23 protein-coding genes are annotated in these 21009 nt (G+C 70.3%); 10 read left to right on the forward strand and 13 right to left on the reverse strand.

Going from position 1 to position 21009, the window contains the following annotated elements; all coding sequences use genetic code 11:
- Positions 1 to 10 precede the first annotated feature (10 nt).
- A complete protein-coding gene (locus ABH940_RS19010) occupies positions 11 to 670 on the forward strand; it encodes a hypothetical protein (RefSeq protein ID WP_370070261.1) in 660 nt (219 codons plus the stop codon).
- A gap of 14 nt (positions 671 to 684) precedes the next feature.
- Here ABH940_RS19010 and ABH940_RS19015 read toward each other — a convergent pair whose 3' ends face one another.
- The 6 genes from ABH940_RS19015 to ABH940_RS19040 form a co-directional block, all read right to left on the reverse strand.
- Positions 685 to 1209, reverse strand: coding sequence for a hypothetical protein (locus ABH940_RS19015; protein ID WP_370070263.1), 525 nt, complete (start codon positions 1207 to 1209; stop codon positions 685 to 687).
- Positions 1210 to 1255: 46 nt separating this feature from the next.
- The gene (locus ABH940_RS19020) at positions 1256 to 1645 is read right to left on the reverse strand and encodes a hypothetical protein (protein ID WP_370070265.1); all 390 of its coding nucleotides are present in this window, start codon (positions 1643 to 1645) and stop codon (positions 1256 to 1258) included.
- Complete coding sequence (locus tag ABH940_RS19025; protein WP_037604596.1) at positions 1642 to 1863, reverse strand: toxin-antitoxin system HicB family antitoxin; 222 nt, start codon at positions 1861 to 1863, stop codon at positions 1642 to 1644. The genes ABH940_RS19020 and ABH940_RS19025 overlap by 4 nt, the downstream gene beginning before the upstream one ends.
- A gap of 214 nt (positions 1864 to 2077) precedes the next feature.
- The gene (locus tag ABH940_RS19030) at positions 2078 to 2902 is read right to left on the reverse strand and encodes a hypothetical protein (RefSeq protein WP_370070268.1); all 825 of its coding nucleotides are present in this window, start codon (positions 2900 to 2902) and stop codon (positions 2078 to 2080) included.
- Positions 2899 to 3537, reverse strand: coding sequence for a hypothetical protein (locus ABH940_RS19035; RefSeq protein WP_370070270.1), 639 nt, complete (start codon positions 3535 to 3537; stop codon positions 2899 to 2901). The genes ABH940_RS19030 and ABH940_RS19035 overlap by 4 nt, the downstream gene beginning before the upstream one ends.
- Positions 3534 to 4697, reverse strand: coding sequence for a tryptophan dimethylallyltransferase family protein (locus tag ABH940_RS19040; RefSeq protein ID WP_370070272.1), 1164 nt, complete (start codon positions 4695 to 4697; stop codon positions 3534 to 3536). The genes ABH940_RS19035 and ABH940_RS19040 overlap by 4 nt, the downstream gene beginning before the upstream one ends.
- Before the next feature lie 530 nt (positions 4698 to 5227).
- Between ABH940_RS19040 and ABH940_RS19045 the strand changes: the two genes are divergently transcribed.
- On the forward strand, positions 5228 to 6568 hold the full coding sequence (locus ABH940_RS19045) for a cytochrome P450 (protein WP_370070274.1): 1341 nt from the start codon (positions 5228 to 5230) through the stop codon (positions 6566 to 6568).
- Positions 6569 to 6726: 158 nt separating this feature from the next.
- Here ABH940_RS19045 and ABH940_RS19050 read toward each other — a convergent pair whose 3' ends face one another.
- The 3 genes from ABH940_RS19050 to ABH940_RS19060 are packed head-to-tail and all read right to left on the reverse strand — an operon-like array spanning position 6727 to position 9934.
- On the reverse strand, positions 6727 to 7830 hold the full coding sequence (locus ABH940_RS19050; protein ID WP_370105800.1) for a low specificity L-threonine aldolase: 1104 nt from the start codon (positions 7828 to 7830) through the stop codon (positions 6727 to 6729).
- Positions 7812 to 8546: an SDR family NAD(P)-dependent oxidoreductase gene (locus tag ABH940_RS19055; RefSeq protein ID WP_370105803.1), complete on the reverse strand. Its 735-nt coding sequence runs from the start codon at positions 8544 to 8546 to the stop codon at positions 7812 to 7814. Before ABH940_RS19055 ends, ABH940_RS19050 begins: the two co-directional genes overlap by 19 nt.
- Positions 8543 to 9934 carry a DUF6421 family protein gene (locus ABH940_RS19060; RefSeq protein WP_370105805.1) on the reverse strand — a complete coding sequence of 464 codons (1392 nt, stop codon included), beginning with the start codon at positions 9932 to 9934 and terminating at the stop codon, positions 8543 to 8545. Before ABH940_RS19060 ends, ABH940_RS19055 begins: the two co-directional genes overlap by 4 nt.
- Before the next feature lie 235 nt (positions 9935 to 10169).
- Between ABH940_RS19060 and ABH940_RS19065 the strand changes: the two genes are divergently transcribed.
- Genes ABH940_RS19065 through ABH940_RS19075 form a run of 3 tightly spaced genes read left to right on the forward strand, consistent with a single transcriptional unit; the run spans position 10170 to position 12753 of the window.
- Positions 10170 to 11075, forward strand: coding sequence for an ABC transporter substrate-binding protein (locus tag ABH940_RS19065; RefSeq protein ID WP_370105807.1), 906 nt, complete (start codon positions 10170 to 10172; stop codon positions 11073 to 11075).
- A 20-nt stretch (positions 11076 to 11095) separates the two neighbouring features.
- Complete coding sequence (locus ABH940_RS19070; protein WP_370105809.1) at positions 11096 to 11986, forward strand: amino acid ABC transporter permease; 891 nt, start codon at positions 11096 to 11098, stop codon at positions 11984 to 11986.
- Positions 11983 to 12753, forward strand: a complete 771-nt coding sequence (locus tag ABH940_RS19075) for an amino acid ABC transporter ATP-binding protein (protein WP_370105810.1) — start codon at positions 11983 to 11985, stop codon at positions 12751 to 12753. Before ABH940_RS19070 ends, ABH940_RS19075 begins: the two co-directional genes overlap by 4 nt.
- Before the next feature lie 97 nt (positions 12754 to 12850).
- Here the strand turns inward: ABH940_RS19075 and ABH940_RS19080 are convergent, their stop codons facing one another.
- Both ABH940_RS19080 and ABH940_RS19085 read right to left on the reverse strand, forming a co-directional pair.
- Positions 12851 to 13576, reverse strand: a complete 726-nt coding sequence (locus ABH940_RS19080) for a polysaccharide deacetylase family protein (RefSeq protein WP_370105812.1) — start codon at positions 13574 to 13576, stop codon at positions 12851 to 12853.
- A complete protein-coding gene (locus tag ABH940_RS19085) occupies positions 13573 to 14751 on the reverse strand; it encodes a glycosyltransferase (RefSeq protein ID WP_370070290.1) in 1179 nt (392 codons plus the stop codon). The genes ABH940_RS19080 and ABH940_RS19085 overlap by 4 nt, the downstream gene beginning before the upstream one ends.
- A gap of 276 nt (positions 14752 to 15027) precedes the next feature.
- Here ABH940_RS19085 and ABH940_RS19090 point away from each other — a divergent pair, with 276 nt between their 5' ends.
- From ABH940_RS19090 to ABH940_RS19105, 4 genes are all read left to right on the forward strand, one after another.
- A complete protein-coding gene (locus tag ABH940_RS19090) occupies positions 15028 to 15651 on the forward strand; it encodes a DUF5134 domain-containing protein (protein WP_370070293.1) in 624 nt (207 codons plus the stop codon).
- A gap of 187 nt (positions 15652 to 15838) precedes the next feature.
- Positions 15839 to 16798, forward strand: a complete 960-nt coding sequence (locus ABH940_RS19095; protein WP_370070295.1) for a M56 family metallopeptidase — start codon at positions 15839 to 15841, stop codon at positions 16796 to 16798.
- 177 nt (positions 16799 to 16975) lie between these two features.
- Positions 16976 to 17875 carry a DMT family transporter gene (locus ABH940_RS19100; protein WP_370105814.1) on the forward strand — a complete coding sequence of 300 codons (900 nt, stop codon included), beginning with the start codon at positions 16976 to 16978 and terminating at the stop codon, positions 17873 to 17875.
- A 155-nt stretch (positions 17876 to 18030) separates the two neighbouring features.
- Complete coding sequence (locus ABH940_RS19105; RefSeq protein WP_370070299.1) at positions 18031 to 18666, forward strand: TetR/AcrR family transcriptional regulator; 636 nt, start codon at positions 18031 to 18033, stop codon at positions 18664 to 18666.
- Here ABH940_RS19105 and ABH940_RS19110 read toward each other — a convergent pair.
- Positions 18653 to 19516 carry a helix-turn-helix domain-containing protein gene (locus ABH940_RS19110; RefSeq protein ID WP_370070301.1) on the reverse strand — a complete coding sequence of 288 codons (864 nt, stop codon included), beginning with the start codon at positions 19514 to 19516 and terminating at the stop codon, positions 18653 to 18655. The two genes, ABH940_RS19105 and ABH940_RS19110, sit on opposite strands and share 14 nt — an antisense overlap.
- Before the next feature lie 333 nt (positions 19517 to 19849).
- Here ABH940_RS19110 and ABH940_RS19115 point away from each other — a divergent pair, with 333 nt between their 5' ends.
- Positions 19850 to 20395: an ATP-binding protein gene (locus ABH940_RS19115; protein ID WP_370070303.1), complete on the forward strand. Its 546-nt coding sequence runs from the start codon at positions 19850 to 19852 to the stop codon at positions 20393 to 20395.
- Between the two features lie 146 nt (positions 20396 to 20541).
- Here the strand turns inward: ABH940_RS19115 and ABH940_RS19120 are convergent, their stop codons facing one another.
- Positions 20542 to 20778 carry a DUF397 domain-containing protein gene (locus ABH940_RS19120; RefSeq protein ID WP_370070305.1) on the reverse strand — a complete coding sequence of 79 codons (237 nt, stop codon included), beginning with the start codon at positions 20776 to 20778 and terminating at the stop codon, positions 20542 to 20544.
- Positions 20779 to 21009 lie beyond the last annotated feature (231 nt).

A 21009-nucleotide genomic window follows, 5' to 3' on the forward strand; every position in this document is an offset into this window, starting at 1 on the left:
CATCCGTCAGATGGCTGGATCTCCAGGCCCGGAGGGGGGTTCGGGCGTGTCGCTGGACTGGGGTACGAGTGCGAACGTGCTCACCGCGGCCGGCACGCTGGTGCTGGCCGTCGCAAGCTTCGCATCGATCCGCTCGGCAGACCGTGCGGCGCGCTCGGCCGAGCGCGCACTCCAGGTCTCGCTGCGCCCGGTGCTGGTGGGGGCCCGGCCGACCGACCCGGAGCAGAAGCTGATCTGGTCCGACGGCCATACCACCCATCTCTCCGGCAGCGGCGCCTACGCCCATCTCGGCGCGGAGGCAATCTACCTCGGCACCGCGCTGCGCAATCTCGGCCCCGGCCTCGGCATCGTCCACGGCTGGTCGCTGCCGACCGCCGACACCCCCGCACCGGCCGACGCCTTCCGTCGCCAGGGCCTGGACATGTACGTCGCCGCCGGCGACCACGGCACCTGGCACGCGGCCCTGCGCGACACGGACGACCCCACCTTCGCGACGCTCGCCGAGGCGGTCAAGAACCGGCAGCGCCTCAACATCGACCTCCTCTACGGCGACCACGAGGGCGGCCAGCGCACGGTCACCCGCCTCTCGCTGCTGCCACGCTCCAACACCGACGGCTGGGTCTGCCAGACCGTCCGCCACTGGAACCTGGACCGGCCCGACCCGCGCTGACGCCCAGTCAGCGCTCAGTCAGCCCGGCGCGGTGCCGTCGCGCCAGTGGCCACCACCCACACGCCCGTCCCCCAGAGGATCACCGCGCACGGCACACCCACTGAGGTGGCCATGGTCCCGGCCGAGGGGTGGGAAAGGGATCGGAGCAGCACGCCCGCGATCCCCGTGGCGACGAGCAGCGCGCCCGGAACACGGAGGCGGGGATCGCCGAAGACGGCGGCCAGCGGGACGAAGTGCGCACCAACGATCACGGCGACCAGCGCGGGCAGCAGCTCCGGCACTCCGCCGACGACGCACCCGGCCACGGCTCCGCCGATCAGCAGCCACTGGGCGCCGTTGATCAAGCCGAACGTCCGCCGCACCTGCGGAGACGCGAACTCCCCCGCCTCGTCAGGCAGTCGGCGACGGGCCGTCAGCATCAGCGCCAGCGCGACCGCGATGCCGACCGGCAGCGCGACGGCCACGGCGACCCCGCCGAGCCCCCACATCCACCAGCCGAACCCGAACAGGGCGTAGAAGCCCACCCCTGACTTGAACACAGCCGCCGCCCCCGCGTCGTGGTACCCGATACTGGTGGTCCGTCTGTCAGTCGGTGAGCATACGCAGCGCCTCCGCCGTGGCGAAGACGTCGTTGCGGCCTTCCTTGGCGTGCTCGACCAGATCCGCCATCGCGAAGGGGTTCGGCAGCGGCTTCACGCCGGCCATGGCCAGGTAGGAACGGGTGAGCGTGGCCGCGTAGAACTCGTTCATCGGGGAGTCGAGCGGCGGGCACACCGAGAGCGTGTGGAGCAGCGCCGCGGCGCGCCACTGGACGTCGCGCGGGGGCTCGTCGGCGACCAGGACGACGTCACTGGCGTGCCGGGCTATCGCCGCGCTGATCCCGGAGGGATCCCACACCGTCGGGTCGGACGGGAGGTGGTGCGCCAACACGTTCCAGGCCCAGGCCTCGTCGGCCTTCACGCCGTCGGACTTCACGCAGTCTTCTTCCCGCCGAACCGCTCCTGGAAGTACGCCCAGTTCTCCGAGGTGTTGAACTCCGCGGCAGCCTCCAGGAATCGCTGCCGGTCCGGGTCGAGCTCGCGCTTGGCCGCCTCGGTGACCAGCGCGGTGATGGTGGTGCCCTCCGCCGCCGCCCGCGCCGCCAACCGGGCGTGGAACTCCTCGTCCACCCGGATGGTGATGTGCTTCGACATGCTCGCTACGGTACAGCAGCCTTGCTGCACAGGGGAGTCCTGTCCTCGGGCCCGACTGGGGCCCGACTCGGGCCCGCCTGGGGCCTGCGTCGGGTCGGCAGGAGTCAGCAGGACCACACGGGATGAACCTGGACGAACCAGGACGACGTACGCGGACGGCCTGTGCCCCCTCGGCTGAGGGGGCACAGGCCGTCCAGGTGGGTGGAGCGCGGTGTCAGTCCAGGAGTCGTGTCCGCCAGTCGGTGAGGCCCTCTGCCAGATCCCGGTCCTCGGGGGCCAGTCTGGGCAGGCAGCTGTCGATGTAGCAGAGGTAGAGGGGAATGAGCTCTGCCCGAAGCAGTTCGGTCAGGCGCTCGCCCGAGTCCGGCTCGCCGTGCCGTGCCCGCGTCGCGGCACGGACGAGTTCCGCAGCCACCGGCGCGGGCTGTGCGAGGTGGTGGCGGATGGCGTCGTCGGTGGATCCGAGATCGGCCGTGGCGACGGTGTAGAGGAACCTGACGGGGAGCAGGACCGCCTTGGTGAACCGTTTGATGTCGCCCGCCAGGCGCGCCGGGTTGTGGAACTCGGCCAGGACGGGGCCTGCCGCGAGCACCTCCAGCGCGAAGCGGATGCCGTCGGTCAGTAGCGCATCGGCGCCCGGGCGTGCCACGTCCCGGCGTACGTCCTCGCCCAGGAGCAGCAGGCCGCTCTTCGAGAGGTCGAACCGGTCGACGGCCGGGAATCTGCCGTCGTCCCCGTCCGCGCGCAGGGCCGGCAAGGAGCTCCAGAACACCGACAGGCGCTGGTAGGAGCTGTCCTTCTGCTGGAGGTCACGGGTGACCCGGCGGATGGTCTCGTCGTCGTCGGGGCGGCGGTCCGCCAGGACGAGTCCGAGGTCGATGTCACTGACGGCGGGTGCGAACCCTCCGTGCGCGAGGCTCCCCAGGGCGTAGGCAGCGACGAGGCGGTCGGCGAGGGTCTGCTGGAACACCCTCGCGCAGTCCTCGGCGATTCCTGTGGCGGAGCCGGAGTCGAGGGGCTCCCGAGGGAGGTCGCTCATGCTGCGCCGACCGTGTCGCGGCGTGCCAACTCGGCGATCCGGTCGGAGACCATGATGATGATCTGCCAGGCCTGGTCGAGGAGTTCGGTGACGTCGCCGAGCCGCCACTCCTGGCGCTCGGCGAGCAGGCGGTAGCCCATCTCGATGTGCTCTTCGTCCTCTTCGTCGTGCAGGGCGAAGTAGGTGTTGCCGGGGAAGGCCAGCGAACCGGCGTTGCTGAAGGCAAGGCTGCCGCACTCCAGCACGAGGTGGGCCAGGACGACACGCTGCAGTCCGGGCAGGGTGCGCAGTTGGTCCACGAACCAGGCGGCTCCGGCCTCGACGACCGGGTCCCAGTCGGCGGTCCGGCCGGTGTCGTGACTGTCCGCCAGGATCCCGTTGTGGCCGACCTCCTCCTGCTGGTGCTCAAGGGCGAGCTCTCTGAGCTGGGGGTCGGTCTCAAACTCGGCCCGGACACTGATCATCCGTTGGAACGCGTTCGACCACGGTGCCAGGTGGGCCAGTACGGCGTCCTTGGTGGCCGCCGGTGTCGTGGGGTCCTCCAGCAGAAGGATCAGGCTGCTCGCGCGGTAGGCGCGGACATGTTCTTCGTTTCTGTCGGCGACTGCCTGAAGGGGCGCGATCATGGTAGTCATGCGGACTCGACCTCCTGGAGGATTCCCCGGGACTGCTGTGACAGCGGACTGGGCTGGGCGGGAAGTGGGGCGTAGACCGGAAACCTGAAGTAGACGGACACGTCGCCGTCCTGGCCGCGCGAGCGGTAGCTGACCAGCTCCTGGAGGCCCCGGCTCCGGTTCAGCGGCCGTGGCGCCACGGCCTGGAGGAGGGCGTGGTGACGCTGCGGGTCGAGGCCCTCGTGCGCCATCAGCGCGCCGATCCTGCCCGCGGCCTCCTCGTCGGACGCGGTGAAACTCGACACCCGGAAGTAGGTGGTCGACTCGTCGGCGCGTGGGGCGTCCGCCCGGAAGGCCAGGCAGGTCAGCGGGGCGCTTCCGGCGGCGTCGGGAGCTCTGCCGAGCAGGGTACGGAAGGCCGAGCGGGCCCGGCCCGGGTCATTGGCCCGAGCGATCGAGGCCATCTGCTCCAGGACCGCGACGCTGCTGGTGTGGTTGCGGTAGTAGACCTTGGCCCGGGCCCGCCCGCTGCTCTCCAGGTCAAGTGCGAAGAACTCCAGTTCGCGCTCGACTCCGTCCGCCTGGGTCGCTCGGGCCACCTGTGCGCAGGTGTCGGCCCACGCGGTGCCCATCGCCAGGCGTTCCATCGCCTCACCGACCATGGCGTAACGTTCCTGCGGCGTCACGGCGTACAGCCCGAAATAGATCTTGTAGACCGGCGGGCGCTCCGGCAGCCAGGCCAGGGAGTGCCAGACGGGTACGGGCGCCGTCTCCTGGTCCGCGCGCGGCGCGAACACGTCGGCCACCTTGCCGTAGCGGTCGAGGCTCACCAGCGGCTCGCCGGCCAACTGGTCCGTCAGCTCCGCTGCGGCGGTCAGGTTGGAAGCCGCGGTGATGGGCCTTGCGGCGCCCAACGCCTCGAAGAGGATGCGAAGTTCCGGTCTCCCGTGGGACCACTTCACCGACATCTCGGCGGGGAAACCGTCGCCGGCGACGTACGAGGGGAACGGGCACGTCCGCCCGACGGGTATGTCGGCCCATGGCCGAAGAAGCTCACGGAGTTGGCCCCTCACCGGCCCGGTCATGGATGGCTGCAGGTCAAGCCCGTCACACATGTCGGACCAGCGTTCGCCGAGGAACTCCTCGATGGAACGCCCCTCACCCGAGAAGATGCTGTCCACTCACCCTTCCGTTCTCCCAAGCGCACCGCCCCCTCCCCTCCCGGTGATTGATCGACCGTCGCACGCGGGACGAAGCCCTCGGCTCTGGAGGATGAGCACAATCCCACGGGAGGTCAGCGCGATCATCTTCAGCAAACCCTGCAGGCATGCCCAACCGGAATGAGCGCAAAACGGATCATGTGTGCGACGTGGCGCACATGTGAACTGCCCTGCGGGACAACGGCGTCGGAGCCTAACATGAGATGATCTTGGTGGGTCGGCAGCGACTTTTCAGTGCCGGCGCCAGCGGATTTCGACCCCTCCGCGACGCCGCTGTCCACCCGCCGCCCACCCGCCGTCCAGCGGCGGGCCACACCCCCAACGACCGGCCCTGGAAGGGGAAGGGACGGTCCGTGAGCCGGTGATACGATCGCACCGCATTTGCGGAGCAGGTGGGTCCACCCCGCGTTCGTGCGGGGATGCAGCAGCCGGCCCTCTGACTAGTCTCGTCAGCTTTTGCTGACCCGCCGGCTTAGGAGCCACAGGCAGACATGGACGTTCGCTCTTCCGCCCCGGTTCCCCCGCCCGGGTGTCCGGCGCACGCCGTAGGCGGCCGAGTTCCGCTCTACGGGCCGGAGTTCGCGGCCGACCCGCAGGCCTACTACGCCTACCTGCGTCACTACGGGGCGGCCGCCCCGGTCGAGCTCGCCCCCGGCGTCGAGGCCACCCTGGTCACCGACTACCAGGCCGCCCTGCGCCTCTTGCAGGACCCGACGTCCTTCCGCAAGGACGCCCGCCGCTGGCGCGACTTCGCCGAGGGCAAGCTGCCCGCGGACAGCCCGGTCGTCCCGACGTTGGCCTACCGGCCCAACGCCATGTGCAGCGACGGTGCCGAGCACCTGAGGTTGCGTCAGGCGATCACCGACGCGATGTCCCGCATCGACACGCACCGCCTGGCCCGGAGCACCGAGCAGGTCTCGCGCTTCCTCATTGCCCAGTTCGGAGCACGCGGCTCCGCAGACCTGCTGAGCGACTACGCCAAGCAGGTCTCCCTGATGGTCTTCAACGAGCTGTTCGGCTGCCCCGCCGACATCGGCGACCGGGTGATGTTCGGCGTCTCCGGCATGTTCGAAGGCGTCAACGCCGAGCAGGCGGTGGGCGTGCTGTTCGGCGCCTGCGGCGAGCTCGTGGCGCTCAAGCGCAGCCGGCCCGGCGACGACGTCACCTCGTGGCTGCTGCAGCACCACGCGAAGCTGACGGACGAGGAGATGGTGTACCAGCTCGCGCTGCTGCTGGGAGCCGGTACCGAGCCGCTGCGCAACCTCATCGGGAACACCCTGCACCGGGTGCTCACCGACGACGGGTACGCCAACAAGGGCGGGCTGATCGACGAGGCGATCGACGACACGCTGTGGGAGAACCCGCCCATGGCCAACTTCGCGGCGCACTATCCGGCGAACGACATGGAGTTCGCCGGACAGCACTTCCGGGCCGGCGATCTCGTCCTGATCAGCCTCGCCGCCGCCAACACCGGCCCGGCCCTTGCCGCGGCGCGGCAGGCGGGCAGCCGGGCTCATCTGTCCTGGAGTGCCGGACCCCACGCCTGCCCGTCCAAGGAGCCGGCCCGTCAGATCGCGGTCACCGCGATCGAGTACCTGCTCAACCAGCTCCCCGACGTCGTGCTCGCCGTCCCCGAGGAGAGCCTGAGGTGGCGTCCGGGGCCGTTCAGCCGAGGTCTGGCGTCCCTTCCGGCTCGTTTCACGCCGGTCGAGATCGCGCGAGGGACCACCACTGCGCAGCGTCCGCGCTCGACCGAGCCGGTGGCCCCCGAGCCCGGCAAGGCCGAACGCGGAGGGCGCTGGAGTCAGTTCCTCAGCTGGATCAAGGGCTAGCCAGAGCCCGCCAGCGCCTGCCTGCCAGGGCCCGTGGTGAAACGAGTCGGCGCACGGCCCGTACGGATCAACCTGCTTGATCCGTACGGGCCGTGCGCCGTCGCTCGTTCCGCACCGCACCGCATCCGGGAGCCGCGAGCCCCCGAAGCGGCTGCCGGTCAGCGCCCCAGCTCCTCCGCGATCGCCGCGGCGAAGGAGTCGATGTCCTGCTCCGTGGTGTCGAAGGCGCACATCCAGCGCACCTCTCCGGTGTGCTCGTTCCAGAAGTAGAAGCGGAACCGCTTCTGCAGCCGCTCGCTCACCTCGCGCGGGAGGATCGCGAAGACCGCGTTGGCCTGCACGGGGCGGACCACGGTCACGCCGTCGATCGCGGCGACCGCCGTCTCCAGCCGCTTGGCCATGGCGTTGGCGTGCCCGGCGTTGCGCAGGTAGAGGTCGCCGGCCAGCAGCGCCTCGAACTGCACCGAGATGAACCGCATCTTGGACGCGAGCTGCATCGAGGTCTTGCGCAGGTACTGGATGTTCCTGACCGCGTCCGGGTTGAGCACCACGACGACCTCGCCGCCGAGCAGCCCGTTCTTGGTGCCGCCGAAGGAGAGCACGTCCACGCCGACGTCGGTGGTGAACTCGCGGAACGGCAGGCCCAGCGAGGCCGCCGCGTTGGACAGCCGGGACCCGTCGAGATGGACCAGCATCCCACGCTCGTGGGCGTGTTCGCAGATCGCGCGGATCTCGTCCGGGGTGTAGAGGGTGCCCAGCTCGGTGCTCTGGGTGATCGAGACTGCGAGCGGCTGCGCGCGGTGCTCGTCACCCCAGCCCCATGCCTGAAGGTCGATCAGCTCGGGGGTGAGCTTGCCGTCCGGCGTCGGCACGGTGAGGATCTTGATGCCGGCCATCTTCTCCGGCGCGCCGCCCTCGTCCACGTGGAAGTGGGCGGTCTCGGCGGCGACCACCGCGCCCCAGCGGGGCAGCAGCGCCTGCAGCGCGACGACGTTGGCGCCGGTCCCGTTGAATACCGGGAACGCCTGGGCGCGCTCACCGAAGTGCGCCTTGAAGACGTCCTGCAGGTGAGTGGTGTAGTCGTCCTCGCCGTAGGCGATCTGGTGGCCCTCGTTGGCCAGCGCTATCGCGGCGAGCACCTCCGGGTGCACACCCGCGTAGTTGTCGCTGGCGAAGCCGCGCACGGCGGGTTCGTGCCGACGGACGGCGTCGGTGCCGGTGCTGGTGGCGTTGCTGTTGTCGATCACTGGGGCGTCAGCCACAGGTGCGTTCCATTCACTTCGTCGGCGGGCCGGGCCCAGAGCGAGAGCACCTGCTCGGCGAGGTCGGCGGTCTCGGTGAACCCGGCGAACTTGGCGTTCGGCTTCTCGGCCCGCATCTCCGGGGAGACCAGGGCCTTCACCACCAGGATCGCAGCTGCGGCGGAGCTGTCCTTGAACGAGTCGGCCAGCGACAGCGTCCAGGTCTCGGCCGCGGCCTTGGCGGTCGCGTAGACGGCGTTGCCGCCGGTCGGCTTGTGCGCGGCGGCGGCCGAGATGATCGCGAACCGGCCGTTGTCGCTGCGCTTCAGCGCCTCGTGGAAACCGAGGCTGGTGTGCTGGAGGGTGCGCACCAGCATGTCGTGCATGAAGTCCCAGTCGGCGAGGTCGACGTCGCCGAAGGTCTTGGCACCGCGCCAGCCGCCGACCATGTGGATCAGCCCGTCGACCCGGCCGTACTCGGCCTCGACGTGCTCGGCCCAGTCGTGGGCGGCCTGCGGGTCGAGCAGGTCGACCACCTGACCGACCACGATCGCGCCGGGCACGGCGCGGCGGACGGAATCCATCAGCTCGTCGAGCTTCCGGGCGTCGATGTCGCCACAGGCGACGGTCGCCCCGGCCTGCGCCAGGCGCAGCACGGTCGCCCGCCCCGCCATCCCGGTCGCGCCGGCCACCGCGACGACGCGGCCCTTCAGGTCGACATTCTCTGCGTTGCTCACGCTGCATTCTCCACAACACTCGTGCCGGTCATGCCGGAGGTCGATGCGATGACGCCGGACAGCTTCTTGCTGAGCGCCTCGAAGAACATGCTGAGCGGGAACTCGTCCGGGAGCACCGCGTCGCACAGCGCCTTGTTGAGCGACTTGGCGTCGCTGTGCTCCTTGAAGGGCAGCGCGTCGGCGCCCTTGGCCCAGGTGGAGGCGGGGTGCGGGGTCAGGTACTGCGCGACCAGCTCGTAGGCGGCGAGCCAGTGGGCGGTCTTCGGGCGGTCGATGCCGTCGCGGTAGAGCTTCTCGATCTCACCGCACAGGTCGCTGGTGACCTGCGGGGCGCGCTGCCAGTCGATGTGCAGCTTGTTGTCGGTCCAGCGCAGCGCGTCGTGCTTGTGCAGGTACGCGAAGAGCAGCTGCCCGCCCAGGCCGTCGTAGTTGCGGACCCGGCCGCCGGAGACCGGGAAGCGGAACATCCGGTCGAAGAGGATCGCGTACTGCACGTTGCGGCCCTGCTCGTACCCCTCGGCCTCCAGCTGGACGGCGGCCTTGAAGGCGGTCAGGTCGCAGCGGAGCTCCTCCAGCCCGTACATCCAGAAGGGGGAGCGCTGCTTGATCATGAAGGGGTCGAACGGCAGGTCGCCGTGGCTGTGGGTGCGGTCGTGGACCAGGTCCCACAGGACGAAGGTCTGCTGCGCCAGCTCCTGGTCGGTGAGCAGCGCGGCAGCCTCCTCGGGGATCTCCAGGCCGAGGGTCTTCACGGCGGAGGTCGAGACCGCGCGGAAGCGGGCCGCCTCACGGTCGCAGAAGATGCCGCCCCAGGTGAAGCGCTCCGGCACCTCACGCACCGCGACCGTCTCCGGGAAGAGCACCGCGGAGTTGGTGTCGTACCCGGCGGTGAAGTCGACGAAGGTGATCGGCACGAACATCGGGTTGTCGTAGCGGGTGCGCTCCAGCTCGGACAGCCAGTCCGGCCAGACCACGTTGAGGAGCACCGCCTCGATGTTCCGGTTCGGGTTGCCGTTCTGCGTGTACATCGGGAAGACCACGAGGTGGGGCAGCCCGTCCACACGCTGGTCGGCAGGCTGGAAGGCCAGCAGCGAGTCGAGGAAGTCGGGCAGGGCGTAGCCGGACGCGGCCCAGCGCATCAAGTCGAGCACGACGGCGTCCAGGTACGCCTTGTCGTGCGGGAAGTGCGGGGCCAGCTCGCCTATCGACGCGGTGATGACCGACAGCTGCGTGTCTGCCTCGTCCTTGGTGGACGCGCCGTGCGAGTTGAGGTCGATCGAGCCGTCCTTCGACTGCAGCGGGCGGAGCGCCTCGACGGCGGCCTTGAGCCGCAGCCATGCCGGGTGCTGAGCCAGATTCACAGAGGCCGCAATGGAATTGCCTGCCATGGGGAGCGCTGACGAGAGATTTTCCATCACAACCCTGCCTGAACGAAAGAAAATGTGGTGGGCTCACCGTATATACAGAAGGTTCTGTCGTACAAGGGGCGCCCGCAACCGGAGGGGTGGCGCTGGTCACCGCGTCCACCATTCGAGACGGAACGGATGCGAAGATCCGGCTTCACCGTGCTGTGACAACTGATCGGTAAGCTCCGGGCCACTTGCCTTCCTCCCAGGAGTCACCGTGAACGCCCTGCTCAAGACCACTCGTCTGTTCAGCACCGTCGTCGGCGCAGCCGTCCTGGCGTTGGCCGGCTGCGCGCCGCAGTCCAGCTCCTCGGGTTCCGGCTCGGGTGCCTCGGCAGGCGCCTCCGCTGCGGCCGCCTCCTGCACCAAGGGCGCGCTGGCCACGATGACCTCGGGCAAGCTGACCATCGGCACCGACAACCCGGCCTACACGCCCTGGTTCGACAACAACGACCCGTCGGACGGCAAGGGCTTCGAGTCGGCGGTCGCCTACGCGGTCGCCCAGCAGCTCGGCTACGACAAGGGCAAGGTCGGCTGGACCGTGGCGCCGTTCAACAACGTGGTCACGCCGGGTCAGAAGAAGTTCGACTTCGACATCAACGAGGTCTCCGTCACCGACGAGCGCAAGCAGGCCGTCGACTTCTCCACCGGCTACTACGACGTCCGCCAGGCCGTGATCACCCTCAAGGGCTCGAAGTTCGCGAACGCCACCACCGTCGCCGGGCTCAAGGGCGCGAAGATCGGCGCACAGGTCGGGACCACCGGCCTGACGGTGGTGCAGAAGGTCATCGACCCGACCACCCAGCCGTCCGTCTACGACACCACGGACCTGCTGACGTCGGCGCTGAAGGACCACCAGATCGACGCGTTCGTCACCGACCTGCCGACCGCCTTCTACATCACCTCGGCGGAGTTGACGAACGCCACGGTCACCGGCCAGTTCCCGTCCGGCGCCGCCACCTCCGACGGCAAGCCGGAGCAGTTCGGCCTGGTCCTGCCCAAGGGCAGCGCGCTGACCTCCTGCGTCTCGCAGGCCGTCGACGCCCTCCAGGCCAACGGCACCCTGACCACCCTGGCCAAGCAGTGGCTGCCCGCTTCCGACACCGCGCCGGTTCTGAAGTGACGACGGATTCGGATTCCGAGATGCACGAGGGGACGGACGCCGCGGGCGCAGCGTCCGCCCCCTCGGCGTACGTCCCCTCCCGGCGGCGGTTGGACCGTGAGGCCTACCGCCGCTCGCGGGCGCGGCGATCCGCGCTGATCGCGGGCGGCAGCACGGTCGTCGTGGCGGCCGTGCTCGCCGTCGTCATCACCGGCTCCCCCGGGTGGCCGGTGACCAGGACGACCTTCTTCAGTGGCCACTACGCCCGTCAGGCCCTCTCTCCGGTGCTGCACGGCTTCGTGCTCAACCTGGAGCTGCTGGTGGTCTGCGGCCCGACCGTCCTGGTGCTCGGACTGCTGATCGCCGCACTGCGGACGCTGCGCGGACCGGTCTTCCTGCCGGTGCGACTGCTGGCCACGGCGTATGTGGACTTCTTCCGCGGCTTCCCGCTGATCATCCTGGTGCTGCTGGTGGTCTTCGGCGTCCCCGCACTGCAGTTGCAGGGCGTCACCAACGACCCGATCGTCCTCGGCGGCACGGCGCTGGTCATCAACTACTCCGCCTACCTGGCCGAGGTGTTCCGCGCCGGCATCGAGTCCGTCCACCCGAGCCAGCGTGCCGCCGCCCGGTCGCTCGGCCTCGGCTACGCTCAGACGATGCGGTTCGTGGTGCTGCCGCAGGCGGTCCGCCGGGTGGTCCCGGCGCTGGTCAACGACATGGCCTCGCTGCAGAAGGACACCGGCCTGGTCTACCTCGGCGGCGCGATCGACGCGGTCGCGGCGGCGCACATCATGGTCGCGAGCAGCTTCAACTACACGCCGCTGGTGCTGGCCGGGCTCGGCTTCGTCCTGCTGACCATCCCGATGACCCGCTACGCCGACTGGCTCACCCGCCGGATGGACAACCAGCGCGCCCAGGGAGGCGTCGTATGAGCATCCTGGCCCCGAGCACCTCGAACCCGGTGCTGCGCTTCGAGTCGGTGCGCAAGACCTTCGGTGAGCAGGTCATCCTTGACGGCGTGTCACTCGACGTGCCCGAGCACTCGGTGACCGTCCTCATCGGCGCCTCCGGCTCCGGCAAGTCGACGCTGCTGCGCTGCGCCAACCTGCTGGAGGTGGTCGACGACGGCGCGATCTGGCTCGACGCCCAGGAGATCACCGATCCCCGCGCCGACGCCGACGCGGTGCGCCGAAGGATCGGCGTCGTCTTCCAGGCCTACAACCTCTTCCCCCACCTCAGCGTCCTGGACAACATCACCCTCGCCCCGCGCCGGGTCCACCGCGTGCCCAAGGCGGCGGCGGAGGCCCGCGCGCTGGAACTGCTGGACCGGCTGGGTCTGGCGGCCAAGGCCAAGGAGTACCCGGACCGTCTCTCCGGCGGCCAGCAGCAGCGCGTCGCCCTGGTCCGCGCGATCGCGGGCGAGCCACGGCTGCTGCTGCTCGACGAGATCACCGCGGCCCTCGACCCGGAGCTGGTCGGCGAGGTGCTGGAGGTCGTCCGCGACCTCAAGGGCCAGGGCATGACCATGGTCCTGGCCACCCACGAGATGGCCTTCGCCCGCGACGTCGCCGACCAGGTCTGCTTCCTCGCCGACGGCGTCGTGCTGGAACGCGGCACCTCCGCCGAGGTCTTCGGCGATCCGCAGCACGAACGCACGCGGCGCTTCCTGACCCGTCTCCGCGAGTCGGGACGGCTGTAGTAACGGCTGTAACAGCAGACAGACACGTCAGCGGGGCCGGTCCTCCTGAGGAGGACCGGCCCCGCTGACGTTCAGTTCACGGCGGGGTGACCGGCCGTCAGATCCCGTGCTCGCCGACCGGGCCGACCTGCCAACCCTGCTCGGCGCAGTGGTCCAGCAGGCGCGGGAGCGCGGCGAGCGTCGCGGTCCAGGAGGCCGGGGCGCTGGTGCAGTCGGAGTCGTGGAGCAGGACGGTGCCGCCGCCGCGCAGGTTCCGGGTGACCGTCTGGTAGACGGAGGTGCCGGTCGCGCCGGCCCGCCAGTCCGCGCCCCACGAGGTCCACAGGACCGGGGTCATGCCCAGGCCGCGGGCGGTCGTCAGCGCGGAGGTGGTGGCGATGCCGTACGGCGGCCGGTACCAGCGCGGCGCGACGCCGGTCGCCTCGGTGACCAGGCCGTGGGCACGGGTCAGGTCGTCCTTGGTGGCACGCGGCGTGCGGACGACCATCGGACGGTGCAGGTAGCCGTGGACGGCGATCTCGTGGCCAGCCGCGACGATCTCCTTGCCGAGGCCCGGGTCGCGCTCCAGCATGAAGCCGAGCAGGAAGAAGGTCGCCTTGATGTCGCGCTTCTCCAGCAGTCGCAGGAAGCGCGGGGTCGAGATGGGGTCCGGGCCGTCGTCGAAGCTGAGGGCGACGTGGCCCGGGTCGCCGAGCCCCCCGTAACCGGGGAAGAACTTGGTGCGGAGCGGCTCGAAGGGCTGGATCGAGGTCAGCGCGGGCGCGGCGTGTGCCAGCGCCAGACCGCCGGCGATGCCGGCGACCGTCTTGACGGCACGGTTCATCGTGCGTTCTCCATCGAAGCGAGCGGGACGACCACGCCGGGGAGCTCCGCGGTGAGATGGGTGAGCCCGGCCGACTCCAGCAGCAGCTCGACCGCGTCGACGCCCCACGGCGCGGGGACGGCGGAATCGGACCGTATCGCCCGGTCCAGCAGCGGCGCCAGCTCGGCGTGGGTGCGCGCCCAGGGGGCCACGCCCGACTGGTCGAGCGCCGCCGCGTTGGTCAGGCCGTGGCCCGGGATGGAGCGGTAGGTGACGACGGGGATGCCGGAGGCGACAGCCTCCAGCACGGTGATGCCACCGGCGTTCTGGACCAGCACGTCGGCCGCGTGCATCAGGCTCGGCATGTCGTCGACCCAGCCCAGCGCGGTGACTCCGGCCTCCTCCAGCCGGGCGCGCAGCGTCTCGTTGCGCCCGCAGACGACAACGCAGGTCAGCCGCGGGTCGGCGGCCTCGACGTCGGCGACGGTGTGCTCCAGCTCGCCCGCACCCCAGGAGCCGCCGACCAGCAGCGCGATCTTCGCGTCGTGGGCCAGGCCCCAGCGCTGCCGGGCGGCGGCGCGGGAGGCCTTGGTGACCGGGGTGAAGCGGCGGTCCACCAGCGGGGTGACCACGTGGACGTCCTGGCACTCGGTGCCCTCGGCCTGCTCGGCCGGGACCGTGTGCACGGCGAGGTGGGAGTCGACGTCCGGCGACGCCCAGAGGCGGTGCACCGAGAAGTCGGTCAGGTAGGTGTGCACCCGCTGGCTGATCCGGCCGCGCTTGCGCAGCCGACCCAGCACCTGGCTGGCCAGCGGGTAGGTGGAGACGACGACCGCGGTGTCGTCCGGCAGCGCCCGCTTCATCGCCCGGCCGGCCAGCCAGGTGAACAGGGCCGCCTGGCCGTTCATCATCCGCGGGTTGTCCATGCCGCCGTAGAGCAGCTTCCAGGTCCACGGGGCCCGCTCGAGCATCGTGTGGTAGGTGCCGACGAAGATCTTGCCGGTGACGCCGGGCAGCAGGTCCAGGAAGTCGTGGCGGTCGACGTTCAGGCCGGCCTCGGCGAGCCGGGTCTCAAGCTCCTTCGCCACCGCGTCGTGTCCGGCTCCGACGCTCGCCGAAATGATCACCGCACGTGGCGGGCGGGCGTGCGTCAGGTCGGAACGGCGCTGCAGCGGCAGGCGGATGAGTCGGCCCATGATGTCGGCAGTCCCCGGATCGGATCGGTGATGAAAGCGGACTGTTCCAAGCTATTGATCGAAAGGCCGCAGGAAGAGCGCCCGCAGGATGATTGGCGTCCCCGCGATCCGTAGTCGCGTCGGGTACCCGGCACCGCCGCATACTCCATTTGGAGTACGTCGGCTGTCAGGGTCGGCCGTAAGGTGGAGACGCCGTGAACGCGGCGTTCACACCACTGGATCTGCCCCCGTGCGCCCCCATCGCGCCCTGTACTGCATCGATCACCCTGCGTCACAGTGTCCGAAGAACGGGTGGCGGGTCAGGGGGCGTGGATGCGGGACGCGGGCGTGCTCGGCTGGCTTCTGGTGCTGCTCTGCGGAGGCACCGGCCTCTACTGCGCCGCCCGCCTGTGCCTGCGCCGATCCGCGCCACGGGCGGACCGCGCGGCGGACGGCACCGAGGCGGTGATGAGCCTCGGCATGGCCGCGATGGCGGCCGGGGTGGCGGCCCCTACGGGCCTCTGGGTCGCCGTCTACGGGTCGGCCGCGCTCCTCTCGCTGGGCGCGGTGCTGCTCGCGACCGGTCACCGACTGCACCACGCGTACCACTGCCTCGGCCACGCGGCGATGGTGTACATGGCCGTCGCGATGAGCGGCAGCACGGTCAGTTCGGACGCGATGCCAGGTATGGCCGGAATGGCTGGGATGACCGGGATGGCTGACATGCCGCCGCGTGGGCTGCCCGCACTGACGGGGACTCTGCTGGTCGCGTTCCTGGCCCTCTCGCTCCTCTCGGGCCTGCGGCTGACCGCTCCCGCCACCGGCCACCGGGCCGGGTCGCTCTTCAGCGCCCCCGCCCTGCCGGACGCCTGTCGGGTGGTCATGGGTCTGTCGATGGCCACCATGCTGATGCTGCTCTGACCTGTTGGTGGCGCTCTGACGTGCGGGCGCTGCTCTGAACCGTCCGGAACGGAGCTGAACCGCCGACTCCGTGTCCTGCGTCACTGCTTTCGGCAAACGGATTCCGTGACGGGCGGATCCGCCATAGGTTGAGCGCGTACGCAGTGACGCGTGCGTCCCGTCCTGCCCTCGGAGGTGCCGCGCAGCGGTGGGAGCCTTGCCCGGACTTGTCGCGCTCGGCGCGCTGCTCGCTCTGCTGGGCCCGCGCGGGCTGGCCCGCGCCCGCTGGACGGAGCGGGAGCCGGTGGTCGGGCTGTGGGCGTGGCAGTGCGTGGTGGTCGGCGTACTGCTCTGCTGCGCGTGCGCGCTGGTGCTGACCGGCGCGGCGGCCTGGCCCGCCATCAGATCCTTTGTCTTCGCCGGGGCTCCGGCGGGTGTGGAGGAGGCGTACGGCTTCCCCCTGGCCCGCCCGTGGGCGATCGGGGCGGCCTTCGTCTTCGCCGTGGGCGGCGTGCGGACCGCGCTGGCCCTGGCCGTCGAGGTCTCCGGCTCCCGGGCGACCCGGCTGCGTCAACGGCAGCAGTTGAAGGCTCAGGCACCCGACCTGCATCCCGAGCTGAAGCAGTCCGCGCCCACCGACCCGCCCGTGCCGTGGAACCGCTCGGAGAAGCTGGTCGTGCTGGAGAGCGAGGAGCTCAAGGCCTGGTCGCTGCCCGGTCCGGTGCCCCGGGTGGTGGTCACCACGGCGGCGCTGCGACGGCTCAGCACCCGCGAGCTGGACGCGCTGCTCGCCCACGAGCACGGTCATGTCCGCGCCCGGCACCACTGGCTGCTGGGCTTCGCCGAGGCCCTCGCCTCCGGCTTCCCCGCGATACGGCTCTTCGGCCAGTTCCGGGACCAGGTGGGCCACCTCGTCGAGCTCGCGGCCGACGACTCCGCCGCGCGCCGCCACGGGCGGCTGGCCACGGCGATAGCGCTGGTCGAGCTCAATCCCGAGAGCACCTGCCCGCATCCGCTGGCCCAGATACCCGACCGGGTCGACCGCCTGCTGGCGGGTGGCACGCGCCTGCCCTGGCCCTCCCGGCTCGGACTGACGGTGGCCGCCGTGGCACTGGCGCTGACCCCGGTCGTCCTCACCTTCGCCCCTGGCCTGTCGGCGCTGGTCTGAGGCCCGACGTGCCCCCACCGCCGACCTAACCCTCCTGAAGTGGCGTAGTTCCCCAAGAAGCTGACGTACTTCCTGAAGAAGGTGGGAATGCGCTGAGTGCGGAGGTCGGTTCGGGAGCCCCGCGATACGCTTCCCGGGAGTGGCCCGTGATGGCACGTTAACTGTGGGGGAATCCCCGTGACGGTGTTTCTTCTCGGCGTGGGCGCAGCCTGTCTGCTGGGACTGGGTTTCGTCCTGCAGCAGCACGCGGCGCAGTCCGCCACGCGTGCCGACCTGATCTCCTACCGGCTACTGCTGCGCCTGGTGCGGTCGCGCGAGTGGCTGCTGGGCATCGTCTTCATGGTCTGCGGTCAGGTGCTCAGCGCGATGGCGCTCTCCGCCGGGCGGATCTCCCTGGTCGAGCCGCTGCTCTCGACCCAACTGCTCTTCGCCATGGCCCTGGCCCGACGGATCACCAGACAGACGTTGGGCGCCTCGGGTTGGGGTGGGGTGGTGCTGCTGGCGGTCGGCGTGACCGTCTTCATCCTCAGCGGCCAGCCCACCGGCGGCGGCGCCGAGATCGGCGCGCTGCGCCATTGGCTGGTCTTCGGCATCGTCGCCGGGCTCGCGCTGTTGCTGGTCTCGGTGGCCGGACGGCTGCCCCGGATCCGCCAGGCGACCTTGCTGGCACTCGCCGCCGGGCTCCTCTACGGCCTGCAGGACGCGCTCACCCGCACCGCCGAGCTGCGTCTCGATCAGGGCGGACTCGGCCTGCTGGTGACCGGCTGGCAGCCCTATGCCGTGCTGGCGATCGGCGTGGTCGGACTGGTCCTGGTGCAGAACGCGTTCGAGTCGGCGCCGCTGAAGATGTCCGCGCCCGCACTGACCGCGGCGCAGCCGCTGGCGGGCATCGCCTGCGGGGTCGGCTTCCTGGGCGACCAGCTCCAGCTCACGCCGGCCGCGCTGGCGGGCGAGGCCGCCGGGCTGCTCTGCATCGTGATCGGGGTGGTCGTCATCGGTCGCCACCCGGCGCTGCCGGACGCCCACCTCGAATCCGCCGCCCTGCGCGGCGCGGAGCCGGAGACCGTGCTGCGCTGACAGCCTGCCTCGCCGAGCCTGCCTCGCGGAGCCTGCTTCGCGCAGCTCAGCGCCCGTTTCGCCGGGCCGGTGGGACGCCCAGGTTCCGCGCGTATATTGGCGCCAAGCCAATGATTGGCCCACGGCCTAACGGCCCAAGGCAGTGCGGGAGCGCCATGTCACCACGTCGGGAAGCGGTCAACGAGGTCATGCGGGCGCGCTCGCGCGAGCGCATCATGCAGGCCACCGTGGAGCTGATCGACGAGCACGGCTTCAACCGGGTCACCCTCGGCGACATCGCCGAGCGTGCGCGGGTGGCCCGCGGGCTCGTCTCGTACTACTTCCCCGGCAAGCGGTTCCTGCTGCAGACCGCGATGCACCGGCACATGCACCTGACCCTGGCCGCCGCGCTGCGTCCGCTGGACGAGCCCGGCAACCCCGAGCACAGCGAGGACCCGGACGTCTGGCTGGCCACCACGATCGACGCGATCACCGGCCTGGCCCTGGACCAGCCCACGCTGATGCGGACGCACCTGGCGCTGATCCTGGCGCCCATCGACGGCCGCTTCGTCCAGGACGACGAGCAGCAGCAACTCGGCGCGCTGCTCCAAGAGGTGCTGCGGCGGCGCGGTTCGACCGACCCGGCCGCCGAGCACGCGGTGCTGCGCAGCGCGCTGATGGGCGCGTGCATCGGCCTGGTGCTCCCCGGCGCCGAGCTGCCGGGCGTCGTGATCCGCGCGGACCTCTTCGCCCGCTACGGCCTCGACCCGCGCCTCGGTCCGCGTGCAGGGGGCCCTGTCAGGCTTCCTTGAGCAGCCCGGTGAGCAGGTCCACCGTCTTCTCCGGCGTCAGGCTGTCGACACTGAGCCGCTCCATCACCTGGACGTAGGCGTCGACGTCGTCGCGCTTGTCCAGGTAGAGCGCGCTGGTCAGCTGCTCCAGGTAGACGACGTCGGGCAGGTCCTGCTCGGGGAAGCGGAGGATCGAGAACGCGCCCGTCTCGGCCGCGTGGCCGCCGAAGCGGAACGGCATCACCTGGAGCACCACGTTCGACAGCTCGGCCATCTCGATGAGCGCCTGGACCTGAGCCCGCATCACCTTCGGTCCCCCGATGGGGCGACGCAGCGCGGCCTCGTCGATCACGGCCCAGAGACGCGGCCCGGAGCCCTCGACGACCATCCGCTGACGGCGCATCCGGAGGTCGACCCGGTGGTCGATCTCCTCCTCCGCCATGTAGGGCCGGTTCAGGCCCATGATGGCGCGCGCGTAGTCGGCGGTCTGCAGCAGGCCAGGGATGAACTGCACCTCGTAGGTGCGGATCAGCGCGGCGGCCTCCTCCAACCCCACATAGGTCTGGAACCAGTTGGGCATGGCGTCGCTGAAGCTGTGCCACCAGCCGTTCTGGTTGGCCTCACGCACCAGCGTCAGCAGCTGACCGCGCTCGGACTCCTCGACCCCGTACAGGCTCAGCAGGTCCACGACGTCGCGCTCCTTGAAGCTGACGCGGCCCAACTCCATCCGGCTGATCTTCGACTCGGAGGCCCGGATCGTGTAGCCGGCGTCCTCGCGCGAGATGCCCTTGGCCTCGCGAAGACGGCGGAGTTGGGAGCCGAGGAGGATGCGGCGCACCATCGAACCGCCCCCCGGCTGAACCGTGGTCATTCCGTCGAACCTCCACCCGCTGGTAACACGCCACAGTCTGCCACTGTCAGGCACTGCCCGGGCGCGCATCGTGCCCGGTTGTCCATGCGCTGGTCAAGATGTCCGAGTCGCGACCCTCCATCACTGCGCAGCGCTACGACTACATTACTCGCTGCATGGGCAGATGCACGTGCATCTGCCCTAGGCGCGAATGCACGTGAATCCACTCTTGCATCTGACGTATGCGAAGAGGACCATGGGCATGTGCACCTGCACGCCCCCTGGCAATCCGCCGAGAATTCGCCCCGGCCGGCACCACCGGACGGGGCCGCGCCCGCATGGGAGGAGCTCTTGATGGGCCTGAGCCCGGCGGTGCTCGCGGACCGCGAAACCGTGGTGAGCTGCGCGCTCGCCCCTCGACGCGAATCCGTCCGTACAGCCAGGGAGTTCACCCGGCTCACCCTGAACCGCTGGGAGCTCGGCGACCTGTTCGACGACATCGCCCTGGTGGCAAGCGAGTTGGTGACCAACGCGCTGCGCTACGGCCTGCCGGCCCACGTGCCCGAGCCCCGCAGCGTCTGGGGAAGACGCGGCGCGGGCTCCAGCCCCATCGGTGACCGGATGGACCTGCGGGCCGAGGATGCGGTGGGCGGCGGCAGCTGCAGCACGGCGACGAACCAGCCGCTGATACGACTCAGCCTGGTGCGCAGCGACCCGCAGGTGGTCTGCGCGGTGACCGACCCGTGCGAGAACGGTCCGGTGCCGCGTGAGGCCGACTGGGTCGCCGAGTCCGGCCGGGGGCTGCATCTCGTCGAGTCCTTCAGTCAGTCCTGGGGCTGGCACCCCGTCACCGTCGGCAAGGTCGTCTGGGCCGTCTTCGAACTCCAGTCGCGCGGCTGAGCCTCCGGCCGCGGGTTGCCGAACACGCCTCACCTACAAGAGGCCTCCCCCGCAAGACGCTTCACACAAAAGACATGGCCCGGGAGCTACTCCCGGGCCATCCCCATAGGACACCTCTGGAACGTGCAGGACGGGGGTCAGGGCGCTCAGTCCACCAGGTGGTCGAACTCCCCGGCCTTCATACCGTGGAGCAGCGCGACGATCTCCGCCTTGGTGTAGATGAGGGCCGGGCCGTCCGGGAACCGCGAGTTGCGGACCGCGACGTCACCGCCCTCCAGGCGGGCCAGCTCGACGCAGTTGCCCTGCGAGTTGCTCATCCGGGCCTTCTGCCAGACCACTCCCTCGAGTTCCGTGGCGGCGATGCCGTTGTAGATGCGACGCATAGGTATCTCCCCGGGACGTGCGAGCGGTGCACCATGCAGCGTTCTCACTGCCGGTGATGATATCGCCAGTGCACGTGCACGTGCAGGTGCTTATGCGTGTGCACATGCGTTTACAGGAGGTGACTGCTTTCTTTACAGCGCGGGGAGTTGACCGCCCGAACCGGGCAAATCCGGGCGCATCGTCGTCGCTCTGGGCAACAAGCTCTCGCACAGTGCACACATATCGACCGA

The sequence above is a fragment of the Streptacidiphilus sp. BW17 genome (assembly GCF_041262485.1).
Classification (GTDB): Bacteria; Actinomycetota; Actinomycetes; order Streptomycetales; family Streptomycetaceae; genus Streptacidiphilus.

Bases quoted from the DNA above. Each gene is read 5' to 3' on its own strand.
- ABH940_RS19035 (WP_370070270.1), bottom strand. From the start codon at position 3,537: ATGACTACCATGATCGCGCCCCTTCAGGCAGTCGCCGACAGAAACGAA.
- ABH940_RS19115 (WP_370070303.1), top strand. From the start codon at position 19,850: ATGGGCCTGAGCCCGGCGGTGCTCGCGGACCGCGAAACCGTGGTGAGC.
- ABH940_RS19045 (WP_370070274.1), top strand. From the start codon at position 5,228: ATGGACGTTCGCTCTTCCGCCCCGGTTCCCCCGCCCGGGTGTCCGGCG.
- ABH940_RS19075 (WP_370105810.1), top strand. From the start codon at position 11,983: ATGAGCATCCTGGCCCCGAGCACCTCGAACCCGGTGCTGCGCTTCGAG.
- ABH940_RS19030 (WP_370070268.1), bottom strand. From the start codon at position 2,902: ATGAGCGACCTCCCTCGGGAGCCCCTCGACTCCGGCTCCGCCACAGGA.
- ABH940_RS19070 (WP_370105809.1), top strand. From the start codon at position 11,096: ATGCACGAGGGGACGGACGCCGCGGGCGCAGCGTCCGCCCCCTCGGCG.
- ABH940_RS19080 (WP_370105812.1), bottom strand. From the start codon at position 13,576: ATGAACCGTGCCGTCAAGACGGTCGCCGGCATCGCCGGCGGTCTGGCG.
- ABH940_RS19120 (WP_370070305.1), bottom strand. From the start codon at position 20,778: ATGCGTCGCATCTACAACGGCATCGCCGCCACGGAACTCGAGGGAGTG.
- ABH940_RS19105 (WP_370070299.1), top strand. From the start codon at position 18,031: ATGTCACCACGTCGGGAAGCGGTCAACGAGGTCATGCGGGCGCGCTCG.
- ABH940_RS19025 (WP_037604596.1), bottom strand. From the start codon at position 1,863: ATGTCGAAGCACATCACCATCCGGGTGGACGAGGAGTTCCACGCCCGG.
- ABH940_RS19010 (WP_370070261.1), top strand. From the start codon at position 11: ATGGCTGGATCTCCAGGCCCGGAGGGGGGTTCGGGCGTGTCGCTGGAC.
- ABH940_RS19110 (WP_370070301.1), bottom strand. From the start codon at position 19,516: ATGACCACGGTTCAGCCGGGGGGCGGTTCGATGGTGCGCCGCATCCTC.
- ABH940_RS19085 (WP_370070290.1), bottom strand. From the start codon at position 14,751: ATGGGCCGACTCATCCGCCTGCCGCTGCAGCGCCGTTCCGACCTGACG.
- ABH940_RS19060 (WP_370105805.1), bottom strand. From the start codon at position 9,934: ATGGCAGGCAATTCCATTGCGGCCTCTGTGAATCTGGCTCAGCACCCG.